General features: G+C 31.6%; 31 protein-coding genes. 28 read left to right on the top strand and 3 right to left on the bottom strand.

The window, feature by feature from the left end:
- Nucleotides 1-45: 45 nt before the first annotated feature.
- The 5 genes from hfq to glnA all read left to right on the top strand — a co-directional run bounded on the left by hfq (nucleotide 46) and on the right by glnA (nucleotide 4,828).
- The gene (gene hfq, locus BLP77_RS02765; protein ID WP_093855974.1) at nucleotides 46-273 is read left to right on the top strand and encodes an RNA chaperone Hfq; all 228 of its coding nucleotides are present in this window, start codon (nucleotides 46-48) and stop codon (nucleotides 271-273) included.
- Nucleotides 274-440: 167 nt separating this feature from the next.
- Nucleotides 441-1,673, top strand: a complete 1,233-nt coding sequence (gene hflX / locus BLP77_RS02760; protein WP_093855596.1) for a GTPase HflX — start codon at nucleotides 441-443, stop codon at nucleotides 1,671-1,673.
- A 9-nt stretch (nucleotides 1,674-1,682) separates the two neighbouring features.
- Complete coding sequence (locus BLP77_RS02755; protein ID WP_093855595.1) at nucleotides 1,683-2,930, top strand: methionine gamma-lyase family protein; 1,248 nt, start codon at nucleotides 1,683-1,685, stop codon at nucleotides 2,928-2,930.
- Between the two features lie 121 nt (nucleotides 2,931-3,051).
- On the top strand, nucleotides 3,052-3,462 hold the full coding sequence (locus BLP77_RS02750) for a MerR family transcriptional regulator (protein WP_093855594.1): 411 nt from the start codon (nucleotides 3,052-3,054) through the stop codon (nucleotides 3,460-3,462).
- A 31-nt stretch (nucleotides 3,463-3,493) separates the two neighbouring features.
- Nucleotides 3,494-4,828 (top strand): type I glutamate--ammonia ligase, encoded by a 1,335-nt coding sequence (glnA, locus tag BLP77_RS02745; protein WP_093855593.1) that lies wholly within the window; start codon nucleotides 3,494-3,496, stop codon nucleotides 4,826-4,828.
- A 122-nt stretch (nucleotides 4,829-4,950) separates the two neighbouring features.
- Here the strand turns inward: glnA and BLP77_RS02740 are convergent, their stop codons facing one another.
- Together BLP77_RS02740 and BLP77_RS02735 are read right to left on the bottom strand one after the other, a co-directional pair.
- A complete protein-coding gene (locus tag BLP77_RS02740; RefSeq protein ID WP_093855592.1) occupies nucleotides 4,951-6,096 on the bottom strand; it encodes a tyrosine-type recombinase/integrase in 1,146 nt (381 codons plus the stop codon).
- Between the two features lie 3 nt (nucleotides 6,097-6,099).
- The gene (locus BLP77_RS02735; protein ID WP_093855591.1) at nucleotides 6,100-6,795 is read right to left on the bottom strand and encodes a helix-turn-helix domain-containing protein; all 696 of its coding nucleotides are present in this window, start codon (nucleotides 6,793-6,795) and stop codon (nucleotides 6,100-6,102) included.
- Nucleotides 6,796-7,004: 209 nt separating this feature from the next.
- On the opposite strand from BLP77_RS02735, the gene BLP77_RS02730 reads away from it, so the two are divergent.
- Entirely contained in the window at nucleotides 7,005-7,265 is a 261-nt protein-coding gene (locus BLP77_RS02730) for a group-specific protein (protein ID WP_093855590.1), read from the top strand.
- 197 nt (nucleotides 7,266-7,462) lie between these two features.
- Here the strand turns inward: BLP77_RS02730 and BLP77_RS02725 are convergent, their stop codons facing one another.
- Nucleotides 7,463-7,699 carry a helix-turn-helix domain-containing protein gene (locus tag BLP77_RS02725; RefSeq protein ID WP_093855589.1) on the bottom strand — a complete coding sequence of 79 codons (237 nt, stop codon included), beginning with the start codon at nucleotides 7,697-7,699 and terminating at the stop codon, nucleotides 7,463-7,465.
- 183 nt (nucleotides 7,700-7,882) lie between these two features.
- On the opposite strand from BLP77_RS02725, the gene BLP77_RS02720 reads away from it, so the two are divergent.
- From BLP77_RS02720 to BLP77_RS15945, 22 genes are all read left to right on the top strand, one after another.
- Nucleotides 7,883-8,197 (top strand): hypothetical protein, encoded by a 315-nt coding sequence (locus BLP77_RS02720; RefSeq protein WP_093855588.1) that lies wholly within the window; start codon nucleotides 7,883-7,885, stop codon nucleotides 8,195-8,197.
- A gap of 550 nt (nucleotides 8,198-8,747) precedes the next feature.
- Entirely contained in the window at nucleotides 8,748-8,939 is a 192-nt protein-coding gene (locus BLP77_RS02715; RefSeq protein ID WP_093855587.1) for an RNA-binding protein, read from the top strand.
- A 32-nt stretch (nucleotides 8,940-8,971) separates the two neighbouring features.
- Nucleotides 8,972-10,498 carry a DEAD/DEAH box helicase family protein gene (locus tag BLP77_RS02710; protein ID WP_093855586.1) on the top strand — a complete coding sequence of 509 codons (1,527 nt, stop codon included), beginning with the start codon at nucleotides 8,972-8,974 and terminating at the stop codon, nucleotides 10,496-10,498.
- Between the two features lie 210 nt (nucleotides 10,499-10,708).
- Entirely contained in the window at nucleotides 10,709-12,391 is a 1,683-nt protein-coding gene (locus BLP77_RS02705; RefSeq protein WP_093855585.1) for a hypothetical protein, read from the top strand.
- A gap of 295 nt (nucleotides 12,392-12,686) precedes the next feature.
- Nucleotides 12,687-12,896, top strand: a complete 210-nt coding sequence (locus BLP77_RS02700; RefSeq protein ID WP_093855584.1) for a helix-turn-helix domain-containing protein — start codon at nucleotides 12,687-12,689, stop codon at nucleotides 12,894-12,896.
- A gap of 322 nt (nucleotides 12,897-13,218) precedes the next feature.
- The gene (locus BLP77_RS15760) at nucleotides 13,219-13,368 is read left to right on the top strand and encodes a hypothetical protein (protein ID WP_176752943.1); all 150 of its coding nucleotides are present in this window, start codon (nucleotides 13,219-13,221) and stop codon (nucleotides 13,366-13,368) included.
- A gap of 14 nt (nucleotides 13,369-13,382) precedes the next feature.
- Entirely contained in the window at nucleotides 13,383-13,643 is a 261-nt protein-coding gene (locus tag BLP77_RS02695; protein WP_093855583.1) for a hypothetical protein, read from the top strand.
- On the top strand, nucleotides 13,636-13,884 hold the full coding sequence (locus BLP77_RS02690) for a hypothetical protein (protein WP_093855582.1): 249 nt from the start codon (nucleotides 13,636-13,638) through the stop codon (nucleotides 13,882-13,884). The genes BLP77_RS02695 and BLP77_RS02690 overlap by 8 nt, the downstream gene beginning before the upstream one ends.
- A complete protein-coding gene (locus tag BLP77_RS02685) occupies nucleotides 13,881-14,093 on the top strand; it encodes a hypothetical protein (RefSeq protein ID WP_093855581.1) in 213 nt (70 codons plus the stop codon). Before BLP77_RS02690 ends, BLP77_RS02685 begins: the two co-directional genes overlap by 4 nt.
- Before the next feature lie 22 nt (nucleotides 14,094-14,115).
- On the top strand, nucleotides 14,116-14,859 hold the full coding sequence (locus BLP77_RS02680; protein WP_093855580.1) for a hypothetical protein: 744 nt from the start codon (nucleotides 14,116-14,118) through the stop codon (nucleotides 14,857-14,859).
- A 35-nt stretch (nucleotides 14,860-14,894) separates the two neighbouring features.
- Nucleotides 14,895-15,212, top strand: coding sequence for a hypothetical protein (locus tag BLP77_RS02675; protein WP_093855579.1), 318 nt, complete (start codon nucleotides 14,895-14,897; stop codon nucleotides 15,210-15,212).
- Nucleotides 15,213-15,216: 4 nt separating this feature from the next.
- Nucleotides 15,217-15,381 (top strand): hypothetical protein, encoded by a 165-nt coding sequence (locus tag BLP77_RS15755; protein ID WP_176752942.1) that lies wholly within the window; start codon nucleotides 15,217-15,219, stop codon nucleotides 15,379-15,381.
- Nucleotides 15,382-15,396: 15 nt separating this feature from the next.
- Nucleotides 15,397-15,591, top strand: coding sequence for a hypothetical protein (locus BLP77_RS02670; protein WP_093855578.1), 195 nt, complete (start codon nucleotides 15,397-15,399; stop codon nucleotides 15,589-15,591).
- Nucleotides 15,592-15,629: 38 nt separating this feature from the next.
- Nucleotides 15,630-15,845, top strand: a complete 216-nt coding sequence (locus BLP77_RS02665; RefSeq protein ID WP_093855577.1) for a hypothetical protein — start codon at nucleotides 15,630-15,632, stop codon at nucleotides 15,843-15,845.
- On the top strand, nucleotides 15,835-15,972 hold the full coding sequence (locus BLP77_RS15750) for a hypothetical protein (RefSeq protein WP_176752941.1): 138 nt from the start codon (nucleotides 15,835-15,837) through the stop codon (nucleotides 15,970-15,972). The genes BLP77_RS02665 and BLP77_RS15750 overlap by 11 nt, the downstream gene beginning before the upstream one ends.
- Before the next feature lie 410 nt (nucleotides 15,973-16,382).
- The gene (locus BLP77_RS02660; RefSeq protein WP_093855576.1) at nucleotides 16,383-16,829 is read left to right on the top strand and encodes a hypothetical protein; all 447 of its coding nucleotides are present in this window, start codon (nucleotides 16,383-16,385) and stop codon (nucleotides 16,827-16,829) included.
- A 56-nt stretch (nucleotides 16,830-16,885) separates the two neighbouring features.
- Nucleotides 16,886-17,128: a hypothetical protein gene (locus tag BLP77_RS02655; protein WP_093855575.1), complete on the top strand. Its 243-nt coding sequence runs from the start codon at nucleotides 16,886-16,888 to the stop codon at nucleotides 17,126-17,128.
- A gap of 187 nt (nucleotides 17,129-17,315) precedes the next feature.
- Nucleotides 17,316-17,519 carry a hypothetical protein gene (locus BLP77_RS02650; RefSeq protein ID WP_093855574.1) on the top strand — a complete coding sequence of 68 codons (204 nt, stop codon included), beginning with the start codon at nucleotides 17,316-17,318 and terminating at the stop codon, nucleotides 17,517-17,519.
- A gap of 75 nt (nucleotides 17,520-17,594) precedes the next feature.
- Nucleotides 17,595-17,786: a hypothetical protein gene (locus BLP77_RS02645; protein WP_093855573.1), complete on the top strand. Its 192-nt coding sequence runs from the start codon at nucleotides 17,595-17,597 to the stop codon at nucleotides 17,784-17,786.
- On the top strand, nucleotides 17,779-18,036 hold the full coding sequence (locus BLP77_RS02640) for a hypothetical protein (protein WP_093855572.1): 258 nt from the start codon (nucleotides 17,779-17,781) through the stop codon (nucleotides 18,034-18,036). Before BLP77_RS02645 ends, BLP77_RS02640 begins: the two co-directional genes overlap by 8 nt.
- Nucleotides 18,036-18,272, top strand: coding sequence for a hypothetical protein (locus BLP77_RS02635; protein WP_093855571.1), 237 nt, complete (start codon nucleotides 18,036-18,038; stop codon nucleotides 18,270-18,272). The genes BLP77_RS02640 and BLP77_RS02635 overlap by 1 nt, the downstream gene beginning before the upstream one ends.
- Before the next feature lie 76 nt (nucleotides 18,273-18,348).
- The coding region (locus BLP77_RS15945) for a hypothetical protein (RefSeq protein WP_218118845.1) at nucleotides 18,349-18,597 on the top strand (249 nt) is incomplete at its 3' end.

The following is an 18,597-nucleotide window of genomic DNA, read 5'->3' as shown; positions in this document are numbered from 1 at the left end:
AAAATAATTCGCATACAAGAAACAGCTATGAAATTAGAAGTTCCAATGCTATATTTAGTAGATTCGGCAGGTGCACGTATAACAGACCAAATTGAGCGGAAGGAAAAGGTACCTTTAACTGTCTTTTTAACGAATGGTTTCCAATTACGCGGTGTACTCAAGTCATTTGATAATTTTACAATTTTAATTGAAACTGAAGGAAGACAACAATTAATTTTTAAACATGCGATTTCGACCTTTGCTCCTTCAAAAAACATTGATTTGGAATCATAAATGTGATTTTAGTACCTTCAATTTTTTAGACATTAACGTGTCCATAAGTCTAACTCGACTGAAGAGTTAGACTTATTTTTGTGTACTATAGAAGATTTTCGAATAGATGCTATAAGTTATTGGACAAGCTATATCGTAAACATGACACAAAGCGAAGGAGTACAAAAATGGGTGAAAAGGCAATATTAGTAGGATGTCAAACACAAATAGAAGATGACCGCACCTTTCATTCGACTATGGAAGAGCTTCGAGCATTAGCAGAAACCGTTGAAGCCGATGTTATTGAGGTATTTACACAAAAACGCGAAAAAGTTCACTCGTCTTATTATATTGGCACAGGAAAAACAGATGAAATTAAGCATTTTATTGAAGAAGCAGACATTGATATTGTAATTATGAATAGCGAATTAACTCCATCACAGTCGAGAAATTTATCAAATGTTTGGGAAACGAAACTTATTGACCGAACGCAGTTGATTTTAGATATCTTTGCAATGCGCGCCCAAACAAAAGAAGGTAAATTACAGGTTGAATTAGCGCAGCTTGAATATATGCTCCCTCGTTTACAGGGGATTGGGACTGAACTTTCACGCCTAGGTGGGGGAATCGGAACAAGAGGACCAGGTGAGACAAAGCTAGAAACAGACCGGAGACATATTCGTAATCGAATAACTGACATTAAACAGTCGTTACAACAGGTGGTCAAGCATCGGAATCAATACCGAGAGAATCGAAAACGACGTTCAGCTTTTCAAATATCGATTGTTGGTTATACGAATGCAGGAAAATCCACGTTGTTTAACCAATTAACGAGTGAATCTTCCTTAGAAGAGAATAAGCTCTTTGCAACATTAGATCCCTTAACACGGAAATTATCACTACCAAGTGGTTTTCATGCTTTAATTTCTGATACGGTTGGGTTTATTCAAAAATTACCGACGACGTTAATTGCGGCCTTCAGATCAACGTTAGAGGAAGTGACCGAGGCGGACTTTATTTTGCACGTCGTCGATTGTTCGGATGAGGATGCGACTCAGCACGAGCAAACCGTAAACGATATTTTAAAAGAGCTCCATGCAGATCACATTCCATCGCTTACCGTTTACAATAAAGTTGACTTATTAGAAAAGGAATTTTTCCCTTTTTCAAAACCAAGTGTTTTATTAAGTGCATTAAACAGTCAAGATCTTGATTTATTAAAACAAAAAATAGAAGATGTTTTAAAAGAACATTGGGAAAAATATAATGTCATGATTCCTTCGAATGATGGACGGTTGTTAAATCGGTTGAAACATGAAACAATAGTTGAGGCTGAAGAGTTTGCAGAAGATCAAGATGCATTTTATGTGATGGGTTATATTGAATCTGAGATGCCATTATACAACCAATTAACGAAGTGAGGAATCATCATGTATAGAGAAAGCCTAGAATTAATTCATCATACAGAGGAGAAACTGACGAAACGATTTCACGAGATATCAGATATTGTAACCTACAATCAACATAAAGTGCTCGAATCTTATCGAAATATGCAGGTTGGTGATTTCCATTTTAACCCAACGACAGGTTATGGCTATGACGATGTTGGGCGAGAAAAACTAGAGGAAGTTTATGCAGATGTTTTTCGAGGGGAAGATGCTTTAGTCAGACCACAAATGGTGTCTGGAACTCATGCGATCACAACGGCATTGTTCGGTAATTTAAGACCAGGCGATCACCTTCTATCCATTACCGGAAGACCCTATGATACCCTAGAACAGGTGATTGGTATTCAAGAACAAACAGATGGGTCTTTGCGTGATTTTGGTATTAAATACGACGAGGTTGATTTATTAGCGGATGGGAAAATTAATTATGACGCAGTTGAGAATCAGATTAATGAAGAGACCAAAATGATTGCTATCCAGCGATCAAAAGGCTACGCAGACCGTCCGTCATTTACAATCAATGAGATTAAAGAAATGATTCAATTTGTAAAACATATTAAACCTAATGTGATAGTTTTTGTCGATAATTGTTATGGTGAATTTGTTGAGAAAATGGAACCAACAGAGGTTGGCGCTGATATAATAGCAGGTTCGCTTATAAAAAATCCAGGAGCGGGAATTGTTAAGACAGGTGGTTACTTAGTAGGGAAAAAAGAATTGATTGAACGAAGTGCTAATTTCTTAGTGGCGCCTGGCTTAGGAAAAGAAACAGGGGCTAGTTTGTATAGCTTACAGGAAATGTACCAGGGCTTATTTTTAGCTCCACATGTTGTTGGTGAAGCGCTAAAAGGTGCAGTTTTTACATCAAAACTATTACGTGATCATGGTTTTTCAACAACACCTGGACCGAACGATTTTAGAACTGACCTTATACAATCAATTACGTTTAACTCAAAAAATGACATGGTTCAATTTGCGCAAGTAGTACAACAGCAATCACCGATTAATTCACATGTTACACCGTACCCAAGCTATATGCCGGGATATGAACATGATGTCATTATGGCTGCTGGTACCTTTATTCAAGGTGCGAGCTTAGAACTAACAGCTGATGGACCGATTCGTGAACCATATACCCTATACGTACAAGGCGGATTAACCTATGAACATGTCAAACTAGCCATTACACAAGGGTTATTATCAATAAAAGATGAATATCAAGAAGTTTAAAGCATAACAGACAGTACGCTCAGTACGCTGTTATGCTTTTCTTTTTATGTTAAATTTCCTTACATCACTTGACAGTAATAATTCCAACACATATAATAAGTTTTATATTGGGGGTGTCAAAATGGAATATAAAGATCGAAAAGCTATGCCATTATTTCCGATTAGTATTGTTTCCGAGCTGACAGAACTCAGTGCGAGGCAAATTCGCTACTATGAGGAGAAAAGTTTAGTGACACCACTACGTTCCGAGGGGAATCGTAGACTGTATAGCTTCTATGATGTTGATCGTCTGATAGAAATCAAACGATTAATCGATGAAGGCGTTAATCTGGCAGGAATTAAGCAAGTTCTAAAATTAAAAGAAATCCAAATTCAAGAAAAACAAGTGACAGAACAACAGAAGCCAAAAGAGCAAAAGAGAGATTTAACTGAAAAAGAGCTTCACGAACTATTACGTCGCGAATTACTTGAATCTGGTTATCTCAATAATTCATCCATTATTCAAGGTGAGCTATCGAGGTTCTATCATTAAATAATGGAACAATTAATTAGGAGGAAATTGAATGAGCAACATTACAAGAGAAGAGATTTACAAACGAATCGATGAAGAGAATGTAAGATTTATACGACTACAATTTACAGATTTACTTGGTACGATTAAAAACGTAGAAATTCCGTTAAGCCAATTAGACAAAGCATTAGATAACAAAATGATGTTTGATGGTTCTTCAATTGAAGGTTTTGTACGGATTGAAGAATCAGACATGCGACTTCATCCAGACTTAGATACCTTTGTGGTCTTTCCTTGGACATCAGACAAAGGTAAAGTCGCACGTATCATTTGCGATATTTATAACCCAGATGATACACCTTTTGAAGGATGCCCACGTTATAATTTAAAAAGAAATCTCGAAAGAATGGAGAAATTAGGCTTCACAGCATTTAACATCGGAACTGAACCAGAATTTTTCTTATTCAAATTAGATGAGGTTGGCGAACCGACGATGACCTTGAATGATAAAGGTGGTTACTTTGATTTAGCCCCTACGGATTTAGGTGAAAATTGCCGCCGAGACATCGTATTAGAATTAGAAGAAATGGGATTCGAAATCGAAGCCTCTCACCATGAGGTTGCACCAGGTCAGCATGAAATTGATTTTAAATATTCAGATGCGATCAAACACTGTGACGATATTCAAACCTTTAAATTAGTTGTTAAAACCATTGCACGTAAACACGGTTTACACGCAACCTTTATGCCTAAACCACTATTCGGTGTTAACGGATCAGGTATGCATTCTAATATGTCGTTATTTAAAGGTAAAGAAAATGCGTTCTTCGATCCAAATGGTGAAGAACAGCTAAGCGAAACCGCTTATCAATTTACAGCGGGAATTATTAAGCACGCCGTTCATTTCACAGCTGTAACGAATCCAACCGTAAACTCTTATAAGCGTCTAGTACCAGGTTATGAAGCACCTTGTTACGTGGCTTGGTCAGGTCAGAACCGTAGCCCATTAGTACGCGTACCATCTGCACGTGGGCTTAGCACACGTATCGAAGCACGAAGCGTTGACCCAGCTGCAAACCCATATATGGCGATGTCTGTCATGTTAGCAGCAGGGTTAGATGGTATTGAAAACAAGCTACAAGCACCGAAACCCGTTGATCGCAATATCTATGTTATGAATAAACAAGAGCGTATCGAAAATGGTGTTCAAGACTTACCTGCAACTTTATATGATGCTTTAGTAGAGCTACAAAAAGATGACATCATTAAAGGAGCACTAGGTGAGCACTTACTTGAACACTTCATCGAATCAAAACAAATTGAATGGGATATGTTCAGAACCCAAGTACACCCTTGGGAGCGTGAGCAGTATTTAAGTAGTTATTAATTTGGAAACCCCTATTATATCAACATTTTAAACAAAAATATCTGTGGTCAGTTTGGTAGAGGAATAATCCAAAACACCTTTTGACCACAGATTGACCACAAAATTTGATAAAAAAATTTAATTTAATCTATATTTTTTGCAAAGTTTTCGAGATTGTCCATAGACTTTTGCTCAAGTCGTTTACTAACGTGGCTATAAACATCAGCGGTAATCTGATAACTACCATGTCCTAATCTTTCTTGGATAACTTTCATATCATCTCCCTGTTCTAAAGCCAAGACAGCGTGTGTATGTCTTAGAGCATGAATGGGGAGTTTTTCTATGTCTGCTTTTTTACATATGCGATTAAGAGCATTGAATAATGTGGATTTAGGAATAATGTTTCCATCTTGTCTACAAAAAACTAAATCAAGATCATGACGGTAAATATCATTGAATGTGATTCTGTTATCGTTTAACCAATCCATATGTTTAATTAAATCTTTTCTAAGACTTTCGTTAATTTTGATTGTACGCTCTGAATGGTATGTCTTGGTATCGCCAAACAATTCATCTTCATTTCTTGCTTGAAAGTCTAATGATTTATTTATACTAATATATCCATTCTTTAAGTCAATATCTTTTCTTTGGAGGGCGGCAGCTTCTCCTTTTCTCATTCCTGTAAATATGAGTGTTTTAAAGAAGATCCAGTAAAGGTAATTATCTCTTTTGGCCATTGTTAAAAATTTTGGAATATCTTCAGAATCAATATATTGAAGTGATCCTTTTTTCTTTTCAGTTTTCTTTGGAATCGTAACACCTTCGCATGGATTGTCTACAATCTTTCTTAAAGGTTTTACTGCTGTCTTCATAGCATCAAACATAGTGCCATGAACAATCTCAATTGTTCTTTTGCTATAATCTTTATCAGCTAAATAATTTAAAAACTTTTGATATTGCTGTGAAGTTACATTCTTTAATTTAATGTCTTTGAAGTAAGGAATAATGTGTTTGTCTACATTTCTTTCATGTAATATATAAGTGTTTTTTCTGACATTATCCTTTTTGAAGTCTTTGAGCCATTCCTTTAGATAGTATTTCAGTAACTCATCATTACTAACTACAGCCTGTCCACTTAGTAATTTAGCTTCATGTTCAATGGCAGCATGTTTTGCTTCAGGTTTTGAATCAAATCCACCTTTTGAAACCTCAGTACGTTTATTTGTGATTGGATCTGTATACATTATACGATACTGCCATTTGTTACCCCTTTTACGAAAATAGGCCATGAATTATTTCAACTCCTTTATTTGATTTTTTATTGTTGGTTCGCCCCAAGCAGTATTTTGTTCTTCAACTCGATTCATTTCTTCATATAAAGTGTTAATCACTTTAACCATTCCTTTTTCATCTAATAAATCTAAATTATTGTCAAATAGCCTTTGTATAAATATAAACAGATGCTTATTCTTTTGCATATCGGTTAAAGTTGTTTCTATGTTTTTCACCATATTAAAGCCTTTACCTGATTTATCATAAGATAAGGATTGAAGAGTAGAGGTTATGTTTTTTAAATACTCACCTATAATTTCAGTGATTAATTGATCGTTTGAATTCAAAAATTCTTCTGGGTGATCAACTCTTACTTGTTTTTCAGAATCCAAATACTGTTGATATTCTTCATCTGTAACCTCATATTTTTTTAATTCTTGCTGAATTAATTGTTCTTCACGTTCAGGTGATATGTAGCCAAAACTTTCAAGATAATCCTCTATGCGTTCTTCATCAATCCCTAATTTTTCAAAAATAGAGTAGAGAATATCGAAGTCAGGTTTGTTATTACGATTATTTTCGATCTGACTAATATAGGCATCACCTTTACCTAATTCTCGTGATAAATCTCTAGCTTTGATTTTCTGCTTTTTTCTATGTAGTTTGATAAATTCACCAATTGTACCGTCAAAGTTTAAATGGTATTTAGTTGTCATTCATACACCTCCATAAATATCATGACTTATCATAAGTATATAAAACATTCATGATAATTTCAATCAAAAGATTGTAATATTGTTGATTTAAGGATGATATTAAAGAAAATAAAAATTATCACAATCACTATTGACATGATAACACATGATAAGTATAATGTAAACCATGATAACTAATGATAATTAATAAAGGAAGGATGAGGAGAGAGTTGTTAGAAATCAAAATTGATGAAGAGGAGATTAAAGAATTGTACAAGGAGGAGGTAGATAAGCATTTGAAAAAGTTGGACAATGAAATGTTGTTCTGGGACACAGCAACGTTATGCAAAATGACTAACTTATCTATTAATACAATTAAGGATTTATTTTTTTATGATCCTGACTTTCCAAAGAAAAAAATAGGGAATAAGTGGATATACCCAGCTAAAGAGACAAAAGAATTCTTACTTGAATGGATAAAAGAACAATAATTACATAATACATATTATATTAATGCTTGATTTTGGCACATAAAAAATTATACCGCCATTTTAGGCGGTATTTTCTGTTTATAATTACTTTGACTTACGAGAATTGCATGTAAAAGCATTAAATCATTAATTAGGGTTTTTATACTCGTTTGATTATAAAGTTGCTGTATCAGGCTATATTTAAGCCAGATTGTTACCTATTCTTCAATTACTTCTATTAGTTCATCCATACTTTTTAATTCAAGGGTGTTATAAATCATTTCCAAGTGATTCTTATTAATAGATTTACGCTGGTTATTGTATATCTCGCTGATTGTGGCAGTTCTGAATTTATCCTCACCGTTGTAGTATTTTTTATCAATCATTTTTTTAAGTTCTTTTTGTGAGATGCCTTTATTTGAGAGTATTTCTTTTAATTTAATTCTAATTACCATATTTATCCCCTCCCACAGTTAATACTATTATATAAAAATTTAAAAAATTACGCAATTTCGTTAAAAAGGGTTGCACTTTTTGAAAAGTTTGAATATAATGAAATTACGAAAAGGCGTAATTGAGTAAATAAACTTCATGAAACCTCACCTTATGCCAAATAATTAATAAGGGAGAGTTAAATAATGTTTGAAATTGAAAACAAAAAGAAGGTTGAGCAATTAGTAAAATTCATGTGTGGTGAATTAAATCGAGTGATTGACGAATACGATATTGACGAACGAAAACTTTATTACAATGAAAAACAAATTAATGAATTAAGCGAAGTATTTGAGGTAGGCAATACTGAAGATGAATTACTGTTTGAAGAAGCTATTGCAGGAGCAAATAGTATTAATTGGGCAATTAAGTATTTTAAAGCCAAAAAGGGTATTTATGACCCACTAACAAAAAAAGAAAGAGAAGATGCAGAAGTATTATTATTATCAGATTTAAGTTAAGGGGTCGCATAGCGATCCTTTTTATTATACTCGCATTAGTATAAAAACGAACTATTTAACTGTTCTTTAAAATAATGTGCAGATAAAGTTCAAATCATTAAGATTAATGAAGAGTTGAAAGATTATTTAGGATTAACAGGTGAGGTTATTGATTCGTTTAAAGAAGATGATAAAACCATATACGAAGTATCTATAGATGGTATAAGTGATGATATTTATGCTCAAAGGGATCAATTGAGAATTATTAATTTTGCATAGCAGAAAAAGAAAACACAAATAACCTTGACAAAAATCAAGGTTTGTAGTATAATATACCCGTATGGCTATAAGTCTATTTGCTTATAGTCTAACTTTTTTATTGTCTTTTTTAAATATTAGTAAATATTTCGTCTGATTATAGTATAAAGGGGGGTGATACGAAAAGTCAAGTAGAAATTCAAAATTTATTTTGAAAGGTGGTGATCCCGTGAAATATTGGTTCGACAGTAGTTAGCAATATCTATTTAATTACAAACTTAACAAATATTTTAACAAATAAGGAGAGTATCAAATGACTGTTAGAAATGAAGACCTATTTTATTGTTATTCAAAAAAGTTGGCTGACTACATATATCATCAAAGTGAGATTGTACCTTTGACTGTAGCAATTGAGCCAAAGTCAGGTAACGTTTTTTCACTATTCTCAAGATCAAAGAAGTTAGAGCAAGTGCTTGAGCAATATAGTAAGCGATACGATAATTAAATAATTTTATATAAATTGATAGGAGGATATATTTGAAAAGAGTTAGTGATGAAATAACAAATGAAGAAATTGAAAAATGGAAACCAGGTGACATTATCACAATAAAAGCTGGTGTCGGGGCAGGAAAAAGCCATTTTATAAAAACAAGGCTTTTCTTACATGCCAAAGACAATAATAAAAAAATTTTAATGTTAGTACATAGGATAAATTGTTTAGATCAATTCCAATATGAAATTCAAAGAGATAAAAGGGATCAAGTTATTGATTTAAAAACATATCAGTCCATTGAATCTGAAGCAAAAACACATAGGGAATTTGATTTTAGTTCATACGATTATATTGTTTGTGATGAATTCCATTATTTTATGTCAGATGCAGGATTTAATAAATACACAGATTTATCGCTTAAACAAATACTTAGTCAAAATAGTAAAATTAGAATTCTTATGAGTGCTACTGGTGATTATATGAAACGGTATTTAGAAGAAATTAAAGGTTTAAATCCTATATCATATCCGTTGCCAATTAATTTTGACTTTATACATAAACTCAATTTCTTTTACCATAATGAAACACTTGAGCAATTAGCTAATCAATTTATAGAGAATGGTCAGAAGGCGATATTTTTTATTGAGTCTGCTAAAAGGGCATATGAATTACATAGCAAGTTTGAACAACATTCATTATTCAACTGTTCTAAATCAAATAAAAATGGTTATGCAAAGTTTGTTGATAAAGAAAAAGTGAGTCAACTCCTTAAAAAAGAAAAGTTTGAAGAATTGTTGTTAATAACAACTACAACATTAGATGCTGGAGTTAATATTCACGATTCTGAACTAAATAATATTGTTGTTGATGTAAAAGATACAGGAACGCTTATTCAATGTATTGGTCGCAAACGTCTTAATGAGAAAGATAAGAATGATCATGTTGAATTATACATAAAAGCAGTTAATAATCGTTCATTAGGTCAAAGAGAAAAGTATTTAAAGGATAGTTTAGAGAAGGCTCAATATGTTCGTAAACATGGCACTCAAGCTTATGTTGAAAAGTATCTAAAAAATACAGAAGATAAATCGCATATCGTCTATGATAATCCAGTTGTAAAAGATAATAAAGTTGTTAAAGAAATTAACGAAATGATCTACTTTAAGACAAAAGTTGATATATCAGAAATAAAAGAAATGAGGAAAAAAGATTATGGTTATTGCAGGTACATAGCTAAGTTATTTGGTTTTTATATACCTGAAATTAATTATTACGATTATAAAGTTGTCGAAGAAGAAAAAGAAAAAGTAACTCTAGAGGACTATTTAGATAGTCTTATAGGTAAAAAGTTATTAAAAAATGATAGAAATGAATTGATTGACAAAATAGGACTGAAAGATGCTCGTGGTCGCAAACAAAAAGGAATCAATTTATTGAATGTCTACTTAATGAATAATCATATTCCTTACATAATTCAAAAGCCGCCTAGAAAGAGTTATAGAGATTCTAATGGAATGGTTAAAAAAGAAGAAACTTATTGGACTGTAGGAAAAATAAAATACAAATTGTAGACAGAAATGTGGAGTATTTCCTTTAAGGAATTTATCCATAAATGTGTCTACAAAATTAATGAATTTAGTTAAAGAATACATAATTTTGCGTCGGGGTTTCAGGGGTGGGCGCATATTTAGACTTTGAGCGATAGCGAAAAGTTTAAATACTCATAAACCCCTGACAATATAAGAAATTTAAATCAACAAAAATTAGGAGGATATTTTAATTTGAACGAAATGAAAAATTTTATGGATATACGAGAGGAAATTAATGAGTGTGGTGCTGAATACATAACAGAGTGTGTTGAAGATATTATGGAATGTGAAGCCATTGATGAAGTTATATTATCACTTCAGGCTCAATTTGATGGTCGAATTGTAGATGATTCAATTTATCAGTTTGTTAAGGAATACATAGAAGATGATGAAGAAAATGTGTTTGTGGCTGTAGAAGAGTTTGAGGATGAAGATGAACTAATTGATCAAATAAAAGTAGATTTAGAGCAAATTATATTACAAAAAATTAGAGATCAAAAAGAGGGTAATGAAAAATTAAATGTGGATGATGTTATTGATCCTGTTGATTCTAATATTAAACATGCCTTAGATAAGCCATTAGAAAAATTTGAGAGGTATACGAGTGATAAAGAAAAAAGAAATTATAAGGCTTATGAAAACTATTTTGAATACATATCAAGTCCTAATATTCGCAAACAGTTAGGTAATAAGAAAAAGACAGATAAACGTTCTGATGAAATATTTATGTGGCGAAAATTAAGTTGGCTTACAGATAATATTATTCAAGTTTATAATAGTGAAAAGGATGAATTTAAGGATTATACAACTGTTAAACCAGAATATATGGATCAGAAAATATATGAAGATCGATTGAACAAAAAGCAGTTATCTATAAATGAGTCGGCTGAAGATACTGTTGAAAAGGCTCATTCGCAATATGAAATACATATAAATAATTTTAATCAATATCAGTCTCAAGCAGAAATAAAGCAAATATCTAAAAGGGAGATGCTTAGAAAGAGAAAGAAACTTGTTAAAGAGATTGTTAATGAACATAAAACTCAACCTAATTTTAAGTTATTCAAACAGATGTTTGATGAATATACATATATGGGTCTCAAATACGGTTTTTCAATGTCTGAGTACACTAAAGAAGAACGTAAAGAAATTCAGGAACATTGGCTAAAACAGTTCTCAAAAGAAAGGCATAATCTTACTCCAAAAAAACGAATGTTTGAATTAAAGAAGCATTATAATCAGATGGGGATGGAAATTGAAAATGTTTTAATTAGTTGGGGCAGTAATGTTAAGCATCAATCGCTGGATAATTACATAGATATGATTGATTATAAATTTGAGAAAATTGATTTAGGCAATCCAGAGCATGTATTCAAGTTGTTGTTGAAGATTGATTATAAACCAGACAAACATAATAATGACAGAAATTACTTACCGTTTTATACGGTGCTGTGGGAATCTTATAAAGATAGACCAGATACAAGCGTACATAATAAATTGACTGAAGTTTATAATGCTATGATACAAGCTGACTTAGACAATATGCAGCGTGACATGGTGAAATTAATTATAAATATACATAATGATTTTAATATTTATCTTGATGGTATCGAGACTGATCCATATAAGCGAATGGCGAAATACATAAATGAATCATATAGACGCAATAGTCCTAAATTGGCATATATTAAAATGCTTGAAGGTAAAATTGCTAAAACTATAGCTAAGACATATACATATATAATTGATGGTGTAGAGAAAAAGAAATGTACTAAATGTGAAATTAAAAAGTTTGCGGTTAAAGAAGTATTTGGTGAAGATAAACGTAACAAGGATAATTTGAAGAGTATTTGTAAACTATGCCAGAGAAAATGATAATTTTTATTGACTTTATTACTTTATTATAGTATAATAAATTATTTACACTATTTTATTCATGTTTTTAGTGGTATGCACTTAACAATAGTGTAGGGAAGATAGTCGATAGAGTAATCGGGCGAAAGCCCTTGTAATATGTACAGGTTACTCTAATACCTAAATTTTCTGCTATTTGCAAATGGTAGAAGGCAAAGCCCATCTTCTTTGAGAGGGAGAAGATGGGTATTTATTTTTGTTTAAATTGAAATTAATTGACGTAAATAAATTTTATTAAAATGAGGAGGGGAGAGTGATGTTATCAAATAAAGAGATAGCAAACTTATTCGCTGAAAAGAAGTTAAAACGGATCACAAATAAACAACTTGCAACCGATCTAGGCATAACTGAATCGACTGTTAGCAGGTGGTTTAATTATAAGCTGAAACTCTCTAAACAAAGAGAGAATGAAATTATTGAGTATATTAATAATCATAATGATGCTTGTGAAAGGTGTGGTCATTAGGCCACTCTTTCTTTTTATAATCTTTAATCTGTCCGCACTAGCATACTTGCTCTATGCTACCCAGTTAATCACGGACAATAAATATATGGTTAGCTATAAAAATAATACCATCTGTAATGATGGCATTATTTCCTCCTTATAAGCACCAACTTTATCAAGATTGAACATTTATTATTGCTCCGATGGCATGAGCTTTTCGTTCGTGCCATTCCTAGTACATTGGTCATTTGATCTTTGTATACACGACACATAAGCATTGGCGTGGCTAATAGTGGTCACGTCTTTTTGCTTGTGCAAAAACAAAAATGAAGGGGTTTTGTTAATGAAAAAACATAAGCGTAAACCTAAAACATTTGAAGATAAATTAAATGAGTTTTTAAAAATTAGTGGTCAAAAACAAAAGGAAATAAAGAAAAATCGTAAACGGTATTTAGAGGGTAAAAAGCCTTCTTTTTATAAATTTAAAAACTAAAGGAGATGGAGAGTATGAGCGATAAAGCAAAAGAGTTATTGCAGAAGATGGAGAGTAGGAATAAAGTACAAGAGAGAAACAAACAAAGGGTTATAACAGACCAAGACTTGCAGGATATTGACGATATTGTTTTTTACAAAACTAAAAAGACAAACGATATTTTGTTTGGTGGAATATTACCTTATTTTAATCAAATTAATGATGATCATGAGCGTATGATGCAAGATTTAGAAGACATTAAAGTATTGTTAAAGGCTATGATTAACAATGAATAAATTAGATGTTGAACAATTTAAGCAGTTGCTGCAGATCGATGAAATGGATTATCAAGAGCAGACTAATCAGTATTTAACTGATATTTATAACATGCTTAAAGCTGATAATTATTCAGAAATAGAAAAAGCTGAGATTACAAGTGCTATACGAAATCATTTGAAAGGTGTTCAGATAATCAATCAAAATGCTATAGATGTTATTGAGACGTTGTTAGAAGAGACAGAAGGTGAAATTCATTGAATGATGAAATTAAAGATGTCTTAGAGGCATCATTTGAACATATAGATAGCAAATTTGATGAAATACATAAGCGTGATCAAAAAGAGTTATTGAAAATGATTAAGCCTGAAGTACATAAAATTGTTCAGACTGAATTAAATAAGAAATTCGATGAGCTGTATGAGGTATTAGGTAGTATATACGAAAATTTAAAGGAAAATGATAAGTAAATTAAGGAGATGAAGAATTTTTATGAGTGAGAAGAAAATTTATGTGTTATTAGTTGATTGTGGTGAGCCAAGTGAAGTAAAAGCTGTTATAGCTGAAAATGAAGATGAAGCAATAAAGAAAATTATTGATAAAGAAGACTATTTTGAAGTTGAAGATATGACATTGCGTGAAATTATTAGATCTCTGGATCAACAGAATAAAACTGAAAAGATGTTTAGTTTATTAGTGAATGGTAAAAGAGAAGAATTTGAATTAAATATGTCTAAGGATTTATATATAAAAGATTTATATAATATCAAAGGATATGATTATAACTCTAATCGTACATATTATTTATGCGTTGATGAATTTTTTAATGGTTTTGATTCAATTCAAATTATTAGTTTACCTGAAAGTATCGGGAATTCAGTCCAAGAAGTAAAAAGACGATTGGCAACTAATATGGCATATGAAGATGATTTTAGATCATATGTTAATCACTTACAAGGTGACGGTACTTTAACAAATAGTCGTTTTTTATTGGATGAAGATGAATACTGGAAAGCTAAGGATCAAAATGAAATTAATGAAACAATTAAAAATAAAATCTTTAAATATTTTGGTCACAACCGTGACTATGCGGTCTCTTTTTATAAATACTTTTTGAATGGTGAGGTTAAAGAGAAACCGTTTAGTGATAAAATGTATGAGTATATTGCTATTCGTGAGTATATGGACTATGGCTGGGGTAAATATTATATCACTAAAATTAAGGAAAGCCAGTAAAGGCATTTTTATTTTTGTTTAATGGAGATGATTAAATGGCAAGAGGAAATTCAAATAGAATAAACTTAAGAACTAATCCATACGGTAGTTTTGATCAAAATTTATTTAATGCCATTAAAAGGCTTGTCTATAAAATTTTAAAAAATGAAGATTTATTAGCTGGAGAATGGCGATTTGGAGAAGTAGAATCTGTTGTTAATGATACAAGGTTAATGGTTAAAGTGAATGGTTTTGATCCTGCAATTGAAATACCTTGTAATCCCGATGCTACTTTTAATGTAGGGGATCGAGTATTTGTGCATTATGTGAACAGAAATCCGTCTGACAGATTTGTGCCATATAGGTGTGGGTGATTAAATGAAGAATATTGTGATTGAGTCAGGTTATTGGTGTAAGCAGTGTAAACATTTCTTTAATGAAGAAGTATTTTTAGATAGTGAATTTGGTTGCGGTGAATGTAAAGGAATGGATAATTTTAGATTTGCTGAACAATCAATTAATGTATATGGAGATGAAGAATAGATCGGAGGTAAAGAAATGAATAATGAATATCTATTTTCATACAGTAAAAATCTAAGTTCTTATTTGATGGATCAAGGCTTTAAATATATCACAAAAGCCAGAAGAATTGATAATCCCGACAGTGTCTTTTGGTTGTTTAAAAAGTCAGACGCAATAATTTCAGCATTAGAAGAATACGACAAGTTAAAACAAGATAATGTAGAATTCTAATATTTACTGTATAATCACTTTTGAAAAGGAGTGATTATATGGAAGATAAAGGAATTGCGTTTTTAGACGAACCTTATTACGTAAAGACTATATATGGTGATGAGGTTAAGGTTATTGGTCAAATTCGAGAAGATAACTACATTATTAATACTTCTCAAAATTATAAACCTAAATTCAATAAACAGTTTTATGATGAATATGCTCGTATATTGATTAACGCAGCTATGAGAGGAGACCTTCAATATGAAAAGTAATCAATGGAAAATTAGAAACGTCAATATAGTTCATAAAGGCGAGTTTAAATTTGAAGATTATTTAGAGCGAAAGCTTAAACGAATGATCGCTGAAGAGAGTAGAAGGTTAGGAATTACTAAAAATTAGCAGGAAATTCCCTAATTATGTAGAAATATGTAATTAGGGGAGGTAGACTTTATTATGAAATTTCTTGATAAATTAGGTGATATTTACACCAAAATTTTCGGGATGATTTTTGTATTAATTCTGCTACTAATTTTCTTATGGAAACCCTTAGGTTTTGTTGCAAAAATACTAAAAAATTTCTTTGGAATGTAAATGTTGTGAGCATATTGGACATGAAATAGGTATTTGGAGCTTAGCATTATTCGAGAATGAAACTCCTGAGAGAGTTGAAAATGCCAAACGTAAGATTGAAGAGTACAATAAGTGCAAAATAATTTTGATAAGTCATCTGATTAAATCAGGTGTCTTTTTATTGAGATAGAAGGAATTCCTCCTTTATTGTCGAATAATGATGATTAGGAGGGATAAGCATGAAAAAGAAAATTACTAATTGGTTTATTAAAACTGTTTGGCCATTTATTTTAAAATTATTGATTAGGTATGCAGAAGAAATTGTCAGGTTTATAGTTCATAAAATTAAAAAGATAATTAAAGATTATCAATTAAATAAAAGAAAAGCTTATGATAAGGAAATCTCAGATAAAGAAGTTGAGCTTTCAGAAACTTCAAATGAAAGTATTAAAGCAAGGCTAAGAAATGAAATAAAAGAATTAAATTTAAAACGTGATGCGTATATAGAATCTCTAGATGATATTAATGAAATCATCAAGGATGCTGAAGATAAATTAATTACCGATGTTCATAATAATACTAAAGATTTAAAAGCAGAGGACTTTATTAATAAACAAAATAATCAATTAGAGTTGGATGAATCAAAACAATTATTTTTAGAAAATGATGTCGAAACACAAAAATAAATAAGCAGGAATATATTCCCTTTTGTCGAAGTAAGTAGATGAAAGGGGATGATAAAATGAAAGAATTCACTAGAATGGATAATGTAAAATGTTTAATTTGTAACCACACATATAATTGGGAAGCACCTTTAAATTCTAATTATAATGTTTCTGAAGATGCAGTAAGGGCAGAGGCAATAGTTGATACTGTACCAGATAATCATAAGAGAATAAATACTCCAATATTTATTCATGTTAAATGTCCTGATTGTGGTGTTAAGCACGAATATAAAGTATTAGAAAATTTTTATAATAACTAGATGTACTTAGGTCATCCATTAGGATGGCTTTTTATTTTTGCTTAAAAAGGAGAAAATGAAAATGAGTACCGAATTTTATTTGAAAGATAAGTTATTAGATGAGTAAGTAATAGAGTCACCAATTGCTAAAAAATTTTCATCTATACCCTCAGTTAGAGTTGGTCAGATTGCATTAGGATTTAAGGGTATGTTGATTAGAAATAATCTTCTTTATAAAATCTTCGATGAATTAGAGGAGTTAATTTTAAATAACCTAGATCGATTAAAGATCATTGATGAAAACGAAAATGAAGTTAGTTGGTGGCAATTTAAAGAACTTGTTGTATATAACGAGGGTGCAGCAAGAGGATATATTGATCGTAAAGGTTATTGCTGGGATAAAGGACAATAGAATTGTTCGCTAAAGATAGTCATCTGAATATTAGATGGCTTTTTTATATGGGAAAATTTAAGGAGATGAAGAAGAGTGAAATTATATGGAATTATTTTGGATAATGATCAGTGGGTACACATTATTGCAGATGAAATTTCTTATGATGAAGAGAAAATCACGTTCAAAAAAAGTAGTTTTGAAATTGCTCAATTTAATACAAATAATGTGAAAAAATTTCGAGATTATAATATGGATAATGAAATGGAGAGTGAAGATAGTGAGTAAGTATATGATTATGCTTGATAATGATAGATGTATATTCGTTAGTGGGGTAAATAGGGTTGTGAAATCTGATGAGTGGGTAGATTTTTACGACAATGATGATGTATTAGTCAACATAACTAAACTGGAGTCATTAAAAGTTTTATTTAGGGTGAGTGAGCCTGATACACAAGATATTTCTAAAATGTCAAGAGAAGAGTTTTTAGAGTATCATGGTAAGACATTTGATTTAGATAAAGGTGTGAATAAATAATGGAGAATAAAGGTTTTGTGCAATACCTACAAGACAAAATGCTGTTAACTGAAGATGAGATTTTAAATATGAAGAAAAATCGTATAATAGAGTTGTGCAACGCCCACTTACAAAAGGATTTACAGGAGATTGATGGAGTAACCTCAGTTTTCTCATTCCTTTTGAAAAAAGAAATAGATGGGATAATTGAAAATGAAGAAATCATTAAGGGTTTGTCAAATAAAGTGTGTAAGTAGTTTCCTATATAAAAAGCAGCCACTTGATTATTAGAGTACGAGAACGTCTCAGACAACTTTAGGTTCAGCCACAGCTTTGCTGCTTGCCATTGACCGTAGCGCCCGATTCTTAGTGTTCGGTGGTTGGGGTAACGGGGCCCCAGCCGTCCGAATACTTAGAATCGATTTGTCCGTGTTATACTTTCTTTCAGATAAGCCTTCAGGCTTTATTTTTGGGCTTACCTGCATTGTAACCACAACACGGACAAAAGCGAAGGTCAATGGTGGCGTACCTGAGACGAGCTCTATTTCAGCTGTGATTATAAGCTATACTTTTGTACTCGAC

The sequence above is a fragment of the Tenuibacillus multivorans genome (genome assembly GCF_900103915.1).
Taxonomy (GTDB): Bacteria; Bacillota; Bacilli; order Bacillales; family Alkalibacillaceae; genus Tenuibacillus; species Tenuibacillus multivorans.
The sequence above is the reverse complement of the archived record's forward strand: the minus strand, read 5'-3'. Positions and strand labels throughout refer to the sequence as shown.